The sequence below is a fragment of the Caballeronia sp. EK genome (assembly GCF_014384845.1).
Taxonomy (GTDB): domain Bacteria; phylum Pseudomonadota; class Gammaproteobacteria; order Burkholderiales; family Burkholderiaceae; genus Caballeronia; species Caballeronia jiangsuensis.
This window is the reverse complement of record NZ_JACSUE010000041.1, coordinates 1-12,697: the sequence shown is the minus strand read 5'-3', so window position 1 is coordinate 12,697 and position 12,697 is coordinate 1. Positions and strand designations below refer to the sequence as shown.

Here is a 12,697-nt window from a genome sequence, read left to right as displayed (position 1 = left end):
ACCCAATAATATCTGACACGTTCGAATATCCTTTATGTCTCTTTTACATCAACGGGAATCCCTTGGTGCGGTGGAAGGCACTCCAAGGTGAATGGTCGGACTGGCGCTGGCCGATGATGGCCTCGAAGACGTTCGATGTTCTCTAGGTGGGGGCATAGAGAACGTCCGACTGAGCGGCAAATGTACGTGTCAAACTATGGCTGGGGGCGCTCGCTAATATCGACTAGACTACGCGTGCCCGTTTTGTTCGCGATCGGCGCCCTTTTTGGCCTGCAGCGCCAGAGCAAAGGCGCAATGTAGTGGTTCAGTATTCTTTCACACCGGTTAAACAGTTTCCGCCTTTAATTTCTCGAACTCGGCTGGCGGGATGTGACTGGCAGCCGAGTACAAACGGTCCTGGTTGTAGTACATCAAGATATAATCCAGCACATCAGCACGAGCCTCGGCATGCCTTCTCTGCCTGCTGGATCACTTCGCATCGCGATCCAGCTCGTTGGCAAAGAAGGCTGTGGACTTTTTTAGAATGTCGCGCTCCCGTTCAAGCGCCATCACGCGCTTCTCAAGCGCCCGAATCCTTACCTGTTCAGCGCTAGCGCCCTCGACTGCGTTCACAGGCGCACCCGCAACCGGCCGGCGATTGCCGGTCCAGCGCCGCAACGCCTTCTCTCCAATGCCCAGCGCCTTCGCAGCCTTCGTCACCGTGTAGTCCTGCTCCAGGACGCGCCACCGCTTCGCGCTTGAATTCCTCTGAAAATTCTCTTCTGCCCATTTAACACCTCGTTCGTCGACCAAAGTTTACCTTTCGAAGTGTCCAAGATCGCTAGACTACCACACACTTCCTATTATGATTGATGGGACGGTACGAGACATTACCCAACATCACCAATGCGTTCAATAAGCGGACTTTAGAAAATTGAAACGACGTTTGCGAATCGCTTTCCTGAATCTACGAAGTTTCAATTCAAACTTTGCCCCCCGCATCGTCGCTCAATTCGTTTCCGACGGCTACTAATGCGCACTTAAACGCCTCGTTATTGCCGTTGATGAAAGCGGCGGCCAGCAAGTACAATTTTGCGGCAGACCGAGGCCTTTCAGCAAGCTTGTAGGCGTCGCCGCTTCTCGCAAAGGCGTCTAAGGCTCTCGAACAATTCCTTTTGGCCGCGTCGTATTCACTAAGTCGTTTGAAACGTGCTGCTGCCTCTGAGTAAGCAAGTCCGGACTTAAACCAGTCTTTTCCAGCCTCTAAGGCATTATTCGCCCGCGTGAATATCCCTGCCGCATCTCTAAAGGAGTCTCCTGCGGACATGAGGGTCATTGCGGCCCGTCGGCTCTGGTTAAGCTTATCGTAAGCCTTTATGGTATTCCAGTAGGCCGCTCCGGACCTTTCGTACGCCTCTGAAGCGAACCTGTAGCTTCTCACGTCATTCGCGGGGTTATCGTTTGATACGTGGGAAATGTAGCACTGAGCGACTTTCAAGAAAGTTCTTGCCGATGCTAAAAAATGGTTCGCGACATTCTCGTCGTCGTTAGCCCCCTTATATGCCTCTGCGATCGTCCAGTGGGTATATGATACCTTTGTGTAGATGACACCGGCCAAATCGTAGTGTGCCTTCGCTTCGTAGGCGAGCCCCGCCCGCAAAAACGCCTTCATTGCGTCTTCAGTTCTATGCCGCTTAAGGAGGACATAGCCGGTAAGAGCCCACCGGTCTTCCCTGGCTAGGTAGTTCGGCATTATGTCTTCCAGTGATTCATCAGGATAGCCTTCAAGCAGCATCTCCTCACCAAGAGGCGAAAGCAGATTAGCTAGCTCATTCAACGAGTCTTTGCTGTAGTTGGGAATGAAAGCCGTGCTTTGGTTAAGATCGCCAGCTCGCATGCGTAATTTTAAGGCTGTCAGAGTCTTTAGCGCTTTTTCGTTTCTCCCTCCATCTATTACGAACGCGCAAAACTGATCACTCTCTTCTAAGTTGCTAGTGATGATGTCATAGGCGACCAATATCGAATCTTTATCATTAAAATCGGTGCGATCTAGTACGTCTTCTATATTTTCTCCTTGATACTTCATGGACGTAAATTTGGAGGAGCAGCTGACTCCATGGACATCGCTCATAGCGTGAACTCACGTTCGGTTTTGGAGCTAGGTCGTCTTGAACCGCCCCGGGAATCGTGGAGGCCGGTTGTTTCAATTTAAGGCGGTCTCAGCCGCGGCTGTTTCAAGTTGCCGATAGTAGTTTGTATATAAACATTTCCCGTTTGAGCAAGCTCTCTTGTGCATAGACGGACAGGATGGGTTGCCACCCGAGCCCGGCGACCTCGTTTCAAGCCGGTATACGCGGCAAACTCTCGGCCTGATCGGAATACCTTGGCGTCTCCCATCGTAGCGAGTGTCCGACTGGGCAGCAAATGTACGCGTCAAACGACGACCCCACTTTGGCGAAGTTGCGTCGAGTTGTCGAAATGAGTCGAATAGATGCGCAGGTGCCGGCGAAGATGCTGCGCGGCGACGTCAACTAAAAGACACCGCCGGGTTAATGGCGTTCAGTTAGCGCTGAACGGCATTTTTGTTTGTGGGGCGAGAAGTGCGTGTAAACGGAGCGCCGGGCTGTTAACTTTCTGGTGCGATGCTTGCCTGAAGGCGACGAGTCATGTCCGGCGCGCGCAACACGCCCGCGTATGCCTTGACCGCTTGATAGGCGGCTGCAAAAGGACGGCCATGCCGTGCAACGATGGCTCGCCGCACTAGGCATCAACGCCCCGCAATTCAGGGTGGAGTTCGACCCCATCGGCTCGGATTCGGCTGGCCGCGGGTCGGACAGCACGCAAATTGGCGAACTTCAGGCAGATTCGCCAATGCGCGTTAACCCGATCCTAGTCATCATGGAGCGTGTTGACCTACAGCCATCCGGGCAAGCGAATTGTCCTGCACGTTCGATGGTGAAGCCGAATGCAAGGAGAAGGGAACCATCTTTCAGCGATCCGTGCATCAATGGCAACCTAAACAGCGTAAATTGACCAGGACCACCTCCGCTATGCCGGTTGTAACTGCACAAACCTTTGCACGAGCTTTTTTCGGTAAAACTCCAATTGATGGGCAGATGAACCGTTTCGGGGGAGGCTCGCACGAGGCCTTCCGGCTGGGCGTGGACGGCAAAAACGTTCCCACGTTTAGCAGTAAAGCCTTTTGGGGCGCCACCGCCAACACGGAAGAAAGCATGGGGAAACGGGCGGGGGACTTCAATATTTCCCGCTCACGTGGGACAGTGACTGCGGCGATCACCCTGTTGACTGCGTTTATTGGACTGCTCATCGAGCGGGTTTGCAAGTGCATCAGCAGCTACCAGAAAGAAGATGCCGTCACACAAGCGGTGGTGGATCTTCAAAAGGAAATCCTCGAAAAGGCTCACGTGATTGAGGGTCCGGGTAATCATTCTGTTTCGATAGAGCTGAAACACGGCGGTGAGTTGGAGGTTTCCGAGGATACCGGCGCGAACGGCACAGTCCTCACCATTACTGTGAGGACTGGCGAGACGTCGGAGTCCTTTGCCATCGAGGATTGCGACATCGATGCCCTCAAGTCGCTTCTGGAACGGGAAATTGTTATGCACGAGGCAGATGATTACCGGTACGGGGAAGCCATTGACCGCATCCCGCAGGCGAGACGGGATTGGCTCGCAGGACGTAGTACGCTGCGGGAAGGGGAGGACCTACGCGGAGTGGACCTGCGCGGAGTGGACCTGCGCGAAGCGGGCCTTTACGGAGTGGACCTGAGCGGAGTGGACCTGAGCGGAGCGAACCTGAGCGGAGCAAACCTGAGCGGAGCGAACCTGAGCGGAGTGGACCTGCGCGGAGCGAACCTGAGCGGAGCGAACCTGAGCGGAGTGGACCTGCGCGGAGTGGACCTGCGCGGAGCGGACATGAGCGGAGCGAATCTGAGCGAAGCGGCCCTGTACGGGATGAACCTGAGCGGGAGCGGGCTGGCCAACGCGAACCTGAGCGGAGCGAACCTGAGCGGAGCGAACCTGAGCGGAGCGCGCCTGATCGGAGCGAACCTGATCGGAACGAACCTGATCGGAGCGGACCTGATCGGAACGAACCTGATCGGAGCGGATTTGAGTGAAGCGAACCTGAGAAGAGCGGCCCTGAGCGGAGCGAAGCTGAGCGGAGCGGCCTTGAGCGGAGCGGCCCTGAGCGGAGCGAACCTGAACGGAGCGAAACTGGACACAGCGAACCTGATCGGAGCAGACCTGCGCGGAGCGAACCTGACCGGAGCGAACCTGAGCGGAGCAGACCTAAGCGGAGCGGACCTGAGCGGGGCGAACCTGTCCCTGGTAGACATGCGCGCGACGACCTTGGCTCAGACGACATTTTCGCTGGAAACTATCATCCGTCGCGATCTGTTTACCGACGAAATGCTTTCCAAGATTACCTTCTCTGGACTATCAGCGGACTTGCGCCGTCCAGAAGCACGTGATGTTCTTTTTAACCACCGGAACAATCCTCGTTCCGGCAGCATCCTGACTGCCATAGATAGACGGTTAAAGGGTGATAGAAAGATCCAGTGTATGGAAGTGGCGATAAAGGCGCTAGACGACGTCGTGAGCGCAGGTGTCAACGATCCTGATGTTCAAGCTGTGGTCACGGAGTTCCTGCTCGCTCATCCTGAGTATCAGGATAAGAGTGTTTCGATCGATTCCTTTGTTCAAAAGATGCTTCCAAGGCTGTTCTCGAGCTATCAGGATGTTCTATTCCCGGCGGAGAGTTGGCCCCTATCCGCACTGAAGGTCATGCTGGGGCATGCACAGACACAGTTGACACAACCGGAACCCGAGGGCTACGCATGGGCTCGTGAGAACAGCTTCAGTTTGCTGCAGATACTGGATGCGGCGGAACGGCATGAAGAGCTGGGTGAGCGTGCATCGGCGCTGCGCAAGACTTACCTAAGCGTACTTCCTGATAAATTGAAACGGTTTGTGACAATATCCTCTGAGTTAATGTGCGAGCCGGAGTCGTCATATTTTCCGTTGCTTGCCAAGGAAACGGAGGTTTGCATCCTGCTGACCAAAGATGACTTTAAGAACGGTATGCGGGCCCCCGACGAGCCGGGTGAAGAGTTAAGCAATGTATTCGTTGCCGTCGACTGGAGTCGTATGCCTGATGAATCGAGTGGCAAACCTGACGAATTGATGATGGCAAAAGCGGAGTTCTATCCGCTTTTCAATCAGACGCACCTTGCGCAATTCCGTGTGTTGCATGCCCAAAGCATCTCGCGACTATCGAGTCAGTCGCTGGAGAAGATCGTGAAGGCCGTGATTCCCTCGGAGTATGTCGAAGGTTACATGATTGGGGCCGCCGGTCGCGCGAGCCAGAAGTGGACAACTCCGCAGGCCCAGGTGGATCTGAAGCGGTTCATTCTTCCGCTGGTGGGGCATGATCACGATGATTTCGTCGAGTTCAAGACCTTCTCGAATGCGCGTTTTCAAAAAGGCCTGCTGGAACAGCTTTTTGCGGAGGCCGAGGCAGTACATGGTGCCCTGACCGACGCCGAAAAGGCTTTTTTCCTCAGATCCCATGCAGCCTCATTGTCGTACGCGAGTAGTTCCCTGATGTTTGGTGAGGAATTGGATTCGCCAGAAGGGCTGCGCGTATTGGCGGTCGCAATGCTGAATCATGCCGACGACCTAGATCCTAATGTCAACGGCTTTTCAAAAGACGAACTGGTGGATCACAAGGGGCGGCTCCTTGGGGAGAGGAAACTCCTCACGTGCACAAAGCTACTTTCCGGCAAACTGCAAGAAGCGCTACGAGACCAGGCGAAGAATAATATACGCTTGGAGGCAATCTATACCGCAGCCTTACCTGCAAAATGGAGACAATATTGAGGTTCGTCCGGTTGCTGCGGGATCGAGCTATCATGGCCGAGGGCGTGTGGAAACGGTTTTCTTTTGGCGGCAGGTGAGTTCGCCAGGCAGGTTGGGCGCGCTAACGTAGTGTATCGAGCAAAGCCCTTCAGGGCCTCAGGTTCCAGCCGTTCTCATTGCCTTTATTTGCGTATTTCGGCGAACGTGATCACGCATTCCGGCGGTCCGATGCCCGAGAGCAACAAATCAGCACTTGCGAAAGCAGGTAAAAACAAGGATTCTTGATCCCCGTTCGAGCCCCGAAGCAGGCGCCTTTCTCTGGCGCCATTACGCCGAAAACACCCGGCTCCTTTACGGCGAAAGGCAACAGTCTGACGGCCATCAAATTCTGGACCCGTGCCAAGTTCAAGGGCTGCACGGCTTTGAAGCGAAAGGTCAACCCTACGCGTGTGCCAATTGAAGAAAAGGAAAGCTATCGCTGGCTAGAAAATCTGAGACAATCCACGACATTATTGGGTGCATCCCCAAACGCTGCGTACATATCGGCGATCGCGAGAGCGACATTTACGAACTGTTCTGTGAAGCGCACGACTTGGGCACTCACTTCCTGGTGCGCACATGTGTTGACCGCCTAGCCGGCGACGGAGAGCATACGATCGCCGACGAAATGGCCGAGGCGAAGATCAAGGGTGTCCATCGTGTTGAGCTCCGCGATTCGAAAGGCCGTCCCGACGAAGCCTTTCTTGAGATCAGGTATCGCCGCATTACCGTGCGACCACCTCTCTACAAGCAGCGTCGCTATCCCGACCTACGTCTGACCGTCATTCATGCTCTGGAGACGGCCGCACCCGCCGGTCGGCCTCCGATCGAGTGGAAGTTGATCACTGATCTGCCAGTAAAATCTCGTGCTGACGCTATCGAAAAGCTCGACTGGTACGCGATGCGTTGGAAAATAGAGACCTTCCATAAGGTTCTGAAGTCGGGAGGCAAGGCTGAAGAATCGAAGCTGCGTACCGCCGATCGCTTAGCCAATCTTATCTCGGTGTTCTGTATCCTGAGTTGGCGCATCTTCTGGCTGACGATGCTCAACCGGTGCGCTGCCCATGCGCCGGCCCAGTTGGCGCTCACACAAACAGAAGTCGAACTCCTCGATCGCGTCGTTAAAGACACGCCTCGCATGGCACAGGCTCCGCCGCTGCTGCGCAGCCTTCACAAGCTTGCGCAACTCGGCGGCTACCTTGCACGTGCCAGCGACCCGCCGCCAGGCAATACCGTCGTGTGCCGCGGCATGCGACGCCTGATTGACATTCAGCTAGGCTATGAACTTGCACACCACGACGGTGGGTAATTGCAAGGTTCGCGAGACGCTTATTCGATAGCGGCTTGGTGCGCGTAAGGTCGATACTGCCAGCCACTTCTTGATGTCGCGCCGCGTGAGGGCGGATAGAGCAGTGCCTTTGAATTGCGGGATCAGCAGTTTGATGACGATCCCGCTCCATTCGCGCCGCGTGCTGGCCGCCAGTTTCGCTTTCTTCCTGGCGAACCAGTCTTCGAGATACTTCCCTGTGAGAAGAACATCGCCCGGTACTCGGGCGTGTGCTCGTGCGTGATTGGATTTCGGAAATACCTGAGCATAATCGAAAGTGCCGCGCGACTGAAGCTTGCCGCGTCACGCAGCTTGAGCGTGCCGCGCGCGCTGGGATCGGGAATACGTCAGAGATCACTTCGGTGCGGAGGCCCTCCGGAACGACCACGACGCGCCTGCCGTCTGTGACGGGGCTCCTTTGCGGGCCTGCGAGGGTAACGGCAGCGGCGAGCAGGGCGGCGACGTCTTTCTCATCAGTGAAATTTTCGAGCATGAGATTCCCTTTTGGATTTTAGAAATTTGAAAGAGGACGACAATCAGCCGAACGAGACGGCGCGGTCGCTGGAATTATTGTCGGCGAGCAAGTTTCAGAATCGATGGCGAGAAACGTTGCCGCGACGATTAAAACGACAGCCCAGATCTACAGCAGAGTCATTTCCAAAGCGCTCCTGCCCGGACTGCTACACGGAGAAACCAAATGCATCCGATCGCCATGCCGTACAGCGCGGCGACGCCAAGCCCCTTAAAGAATCAATCGACGGCGCGAAGGCGCGCGATGTCAGCAGGCAGTTATCGTTGATTGAACGGTCCATGTCGTGACCACTCCCATGAAGCTGTCAAATTGTGCGTCGGTCATCTCGGTGCAGTCCGTCCATCCGGCTGCGACCAGCTGTGCAACGGCGCTTTTGTGTTGGCAATCATCTTTGACGCGTGTGGGAGAAACGAGAAGCCGAAAAGCGGTCTGGGCCAATGCCGCCTTCATCTGCGGCACCGTTGTCGAGTGGATACGGCAAAAATACAAACATATTGATCAAAAATTAAATACGAATGTACTTGTTGCAAGATCAACTTGTAACAGAATTAACTCGCCGAGCTGGCGCGGCGCGCAACAGAAACGGGTATTCGGATTCCGCGGTTGGTCTATGCTTGTGCGGAGCAGAGGTTACAGGCAGCGTGGGGCGATCGTTGATCCCTGGGCAAAGAACGGCCAGAAAAATAATTCAAAAAATTTGCTGCTTCGACGTTGACATCGCGGCTCCATTTCGACAGGTGGCCTTCTGCGACAGTCGCCTAAGGATTTTTACATCGCGACAAATGAGCCCGGCACTTACTTCACGGCGTCGCAAAATGACTTGATCGCGTAGATTGAACTACCACGCCGATGCGTGGAATATCACCCATGGGTACGCTCGAAGCAGCCGCGGGCGCATGTACATCAATAGGAGACGCCTTATCTTGCTCGCGACACACGCTGAGGACCCTAGTCTTCGCGTGTTCGGCCGTCCACTTCAATGAGCGCGCGATCCTCTGCATTGCCTTGCTCGGCATGTGCTCTGGTAAAATAGCCAGCTTAGACGGTTGTCCGTGGCAGCGGCCAGAACGCGAGTTCAGAATGGGACGTCACGGGCCCGCAGCTTCGTTGGCGGGGAGGGTACCGCATTCCACTAGGGTAATTTGACTGCGACCAATAGAGGCGAATTCAATGGACAACAGGGATTCGGATCTGGGCAGACATCATGATCTGCAAGGACGACTTGGACGGAGATGTGATGATGTCGGCGATGGAACGCTTTCGAATACTCATTGCGGCTCTGGCTTTTGCTGGTTCGGCCGTCGAGGCGCAAGCATCCGATTTCTGGGGAACGCGTCTTCCGAACCAGCCGACTCAATTTATCTTTGGCTACGGCTCACTGATCAATACGCCATCTCGCAACGCTACGGCCGGCAGATCGACTTCTGCCATTCCTGTGCGCGTCTCAGCGGCGTTCGGCTACGTGCGCAGTTGGAGTGACCGCTCACGCACGGGGTTTACGGCGCTCGGCCTACGTCGTTCGTTCGAGGGCGAGGAGCCAATGACGATAAACGGAGTGATCTATCCCGTGGGCGATGACATGTCCGCGTTCGACGAGCGAGAGAAGGGCTATGTGCGCGTCGAGGTGCCCCGTGCATTTATGGAGGCTGTTTCATGGCAGCCGCTGCCGGCGCAAGGCACGGTCTGGGTGTACGTGCCAAAGGCAGAAGGAAAGGTGCCGGGCGAGGGGCTTCCCTCACCGGACGCGCGATTTCCACTTGTCGAGTCATATATCGACGTCGTGATCGAAGGAGGGCTGGAATATGGGCCCGAATTTGCGCGCGAGATCCTTGAGACGACTAGGGACTGGAGCCCCTATTGGCTCAATGACCGTACGCTCGCACGTCGACCCTGGGTCTTCGACAAACAGTTCGAAATGGTCGATGCATTACTCGCCAAATCGGCACCTTGCTTCGCGCGGCGAGCGTTCTCCGAAGACTATGCGGCTGCGAGCGCAGCTGTCGTAAAGCAAGGAGCGGCCTGTACGCGAGGAGTGAAGGCTGACTAGTACTACTATGTCATAAAATCCCTGGCACTCCAGGCCGCTGCTTCAAATCTACGAAGCGTGGCTCAGGGCAACACTCGAAACGCTGTCGTCGAAGTCCGATACGGCCAAGGCGATCAACTACACGCTGAAGCAGTGGAGCGTACTGACGTTGTATTGCGAAGACGGTACGCTCGAGATCGGCAACATCATCGCGGAGAACGCGCTGCGTTGTGTAAGCCTGGGCCGGAGAAGTTTTTTATTTGCCGGCTCAGACAGCGGCGGCGAACGGGCAGCCGCGATGTACGCATTGATTGGCACTTGCACACTGAATGACATCGATCCGCGCCTACCTCGACTATGTGCTAACCCACATCGCCGGTCACAACATCAATCGAATCGACGAGCTCATGCCTTGGCGTGTGGCCGACAAGCTGCGCACACCGGGCAGCCCGCCAGATCCCACTAACTGACTGGCAGCTCCAGTGCACCATCATGTTTTCGGCGCACGCGAATGGACGCACGGCGCCTGAGGCGCTTACGATGTTAAGGGGCGCTGGACATGGCTCTCATGCAACGCCGTCCATGATTCCGATCAGGCGCCAATACACATCCATTGCCTTCGGCTGCCGCTGCCGTGAAGCTGGCGTGCGTCTGTCGACGGGGACCGTGGCGGACTGCTTCGACAACGCCATGTGTGAGAGCCTCTTCGCCACGCTCGAATGCGAATCGCCGCGCCCGCACACACTTCAAAACCCGTGAGCACGTGCGGCAAGCGCTGTTCTCGTGGATCGAAGGTTGGTACAACGTCGGCCGTCGTCATAGCAGCATAGGTTACCGCTTGCCGATCCGCTACGAGCAACTTCACAACGAACAAAACCGAATCCGCTCTATTGGTAAGTTGCCTACCGCCGGCCGGCGTCGTGGTCGTAGCGAGCGACCCGCCGACCGGCCGTGGACAACTCACCGCACGGCTCAAACCGGAGGAAACCAGTCCAGTCGAAATTCAACCGCTTAACCGTACTTGGAAACGGGTCACCCCCAGGCGGATGCTATTGCCACGAGAAGCGTAAGATAGTTTCCCCGCGCAAGATTTCACCAGGCTTGAGTTCAGTAGAGGGAAAAGATGAATGATTCGGTGAATCGGGAAAATGTTCTGCCTCCAAAGCAAATCCGTCCGTCTGACGGTATGTTTTGCCGGAACTACCAACGACGCTCCCGTCAAGATAGTTGCTCGTATAAAACTGCAAACCGGGCTCTGTCGTATAAATCTCGAGCTGGCGTCCGCTGGTGGGATCGTAGGCTCGTGCAGCGAAGCCTGGTTCGCTGCGGCCACCGTTGTCAAGCACCCAGTTGTGGTCATAGCCATGCGCCCATACAAGTTGCTGAAAATTAGAGCGAAGATATGTCCCAATCGGCGTCGGAATCTGAAGGTCCATTGGAGTTCCAGCAACCGTGGACAATTCACCGGTGGGAATGGACGTCGAGTCGGTAGGTGTGTAGCGTGCGGCTACGATCTGGATGCGCTGATTCTCAACGCTACCACTTCCCTCTCCAGCAAGGTTAAAGTACGTATGATTTGTCAGGTTAACCACTGTAGTTTTATCGGTGCTGGCCTTGTACTCGATATGCAGCGCATTATCATCCTTGAGCACATAACTTACCCGCACTGTTAGCTTACCAGGAAACCCGTTTTCCCCATCTGGACTTACATAGATCAATTCAACTCCGGCGCCTTCTCCTCCTCGGATGATCTTTGCGCTCCAAATTTTCGTGTCAAAGCTATTCGGACCGCCGTGTAGTGTATTCGGCATACTGTTGATGGGCAAGTTGTAGCTTTTTCCATCGAGTTGGAATCGACCATTACCAATTCGATTTGCATATCTACCTATAACCGATCCGAAGTGAATGCTACTATTGTATGTTTCGTAGTCCTTCAAGGATCCGAATCCCAGTACTATGTTCTCGGGATCCCCGAGCCTGCTTGGTACATTGATTTCGGTGATAATGGCGCCGTAGGTGATCAATTTGACCGCGACACCATGCGAATTCTCGAGGGTGTACTGACTCACCGGCCGCCCATTTTGGGCGACGCCATAAAGGTGCTCAGAAACCGTAGTCGCGCGGGCAGCCGACAGAGAAGTGAGGATGCAGCAAGTGAGGATAGTTGAAACTACCGCGCTTCTCGCATTGAGAAGACAACTCGATCGAATATAGTTCATTGGAAGCCCGATACGATGTTTTGTGATCCGCAATTTATCTGGGTTGTGTCGCGTTGCAGAGCGTGCCGTATGCCGCACGCAAGGATCTCCTTCTGAGGTTTGGATTGCGATGCAATGACTAGCAAACTGGTGAAATATCCTTTCTGGGCGATCGTTCACTCGAAAGAGCCAATGCCGTGTAGAGTCCCAACTAATTCGCCGCCGAGCTTCGTTGATTCAGGTGCTGCTAAATTCGCCCTCATGCCGCGCGAGCGGCCAGCGTGCGCATGCGCGTCAGGTTGTAGGTCGCCTGAGTCAGGAGAAAGAGTTGGTCGACGCGCTTCAGACCTCGATACATCACCTGCCGAATCCTCCCGACTGTCTTACTCCAACCAAACACCTGCTCAATGCATTTGCGTTTGCGCTGACTAATAGCGTAGCCGGGCCATCGTGTCGTTCGAGCATCGATGGCGGAGCCGCCCGCGCGGCCGACGTTTTGTGCCACGTGCGGCGTCACATTATTCGCGCGGCACGTTGCCACGAAGCCCGCCGTGTCGTAATTTTTATCAGCGCCGAGGGTAATGGACGTACCGACGACTCGCGCGGCGTCCGCAAGCATCTGCGCCGCCGTGTCTCGCTCGGCCGTGCCGTTGGCCTGCGTGACCTGTGCGTTCACGACCAGGCCATGCCGATTATCGGTCAGCACGTGACCCATGT

7 protein-coding genes and 2 pseudogenes are annotated in these 12,697 nt (G+C 55.4%); 4 read left to right on the top strand and 5 right to left on the bottom strand.

The window, feature by feature from the left end; translation table 11 throughout:
• Positions 1-468 precede the first annotated feature (468 nt).
• Together IAG25_RS40350 and IAG25_RS40345 are read right to left on the bottom strand one after the other, a co-directional pair.
• Positions 469-792, bottom strand: a complete 324-nt coding sequence (locus IAG25_RS40350) for a transposase (RefSeq protein ID WP_187609805.1) — start codon at positions 790-792, stop codon at positions 469-471.
• A gap of 169 nt (positions 793-961) precedes the next feature.
• Positions 962-2,065, bottom strand: a complete 1,104-nt coding sequence (locus IAG25_RS40345; RefSeq protein WP_187609804.1) for a hypothetical protein — start codon at positions 2,063-2,065, stop codon at positions 962-964.
• A gap of 964 nt (positions 2,066-3,029) precedes the next feature.
• On the opposite strand from IAG25_RS40345, the gene IAG25_RS40340 reads away from it, so the two are divergent.
• Positions 3,030-5,879, top strand: coding sequence for a pentapeptide repeat-containing protein (locus IAG25_RS40340; RefSeq protein ID WP_187609803.1), 2,850 nt, complete (start codon positions 3,030-3,032; stop codon positions 5,877-5,879).
• A 457-nt stretch (positions 5,880-6,336) separates the two neighbouring features.
• Positions 6,337-7,206, top strand: coding sequence for an IS4 family transposase (locus tag IAG25_RS40335; RefSeq protein WP_222946869.1), 870 nt, complete (start codon positions 6,337-6,339; stop codon positions 7,204-7,206).
• Here IAG25_RS40335 and IAG25_RS42440 read toward each other — a convergent pair.
• Positions 7,171-7,407: pseudogene (locus IAG25_RS42440) on the bottom strand (hypothetical protein); the annotation flags it as partial. The gene IAG25_RS40335 and the pseudogene IAG25_RS42440 overlap by 36 nt on opposite strands.
• Positions 7,408-8,996: 1,589 nt before the next feature.
• Between IAG25_RS42440 and IAG25_RS40325 the strand changes: the two are divergent.
• Entirely contained in the window at positions 8,997-9,803 is an 807-nt protein-coding gene (locus tag IAG25_RS40325; RefSeq protein ID WP_187609806.1) for a gamma-glutamylcyclotransferase family protein, read from the top strand.
• Positions 9,804-9,837: 34 nt separating this feature from the next.
• A pseudogene (locus tag IAG25_RS40320) lies at positions 9,838-10,252 on the top strand (IS66 family transposase); the annotation flags it as partial.
• Between the two features lie 579 nt (positions 10,253-10,831).
• On the opposite strand, the gene IAG25_RS40315 reads toward IAG25_RS40320, so the two are convergent.
• Entirely contained in the window at positions 10,832-12,001 is a 1,170-nt protein-coding gene (locus tag IAG25_RS40315; protein WP_187609802.1) for an aldose epimerase family protein, read from the bottom strand.
• Positions 12,002-12,239: 238 nt separating this feature from the next.
• A partial coding sequence (locus IAG25_RS40310; protein ID WP_187609801.1) for a transposase occupies positions 12,240-12,697 on the bottom strand: 458 nt, incomplete at its 5' end.

Bases quoted from the DNA above. Each gene is read 5' to 3' on its own strand.
- IAG25_RS40345 (WP_187609804.1), bottom strand. From the start codon at position 2,065: ATGAAGTATCAAGGAGAAAATATAGAAGACGTACTAGATCGCACCGAT.
- IAG25_RS40340 (WP_187609803.1), top strand. From the start codon at position 3,030: ATGCCGGTTGTAACTGCACAAACCTTTGCACGAGCTTTTTTCGGTAAA.
- IAG25_RS40325 (WP_187609806.1), top strand. From the start codon at position 8,997: ATGTCGGCGATGGAACGCTTTCGAATACTCATTGCGGCTCTGGCTTTT.
- IAG25_RS40315 (WP_187609802.1), bottom strand. From the start codon at position 12,001: ATGAACTATATTCGATCGAGTTGTCTTCTCAATGCGAGAAGCGCGGTA.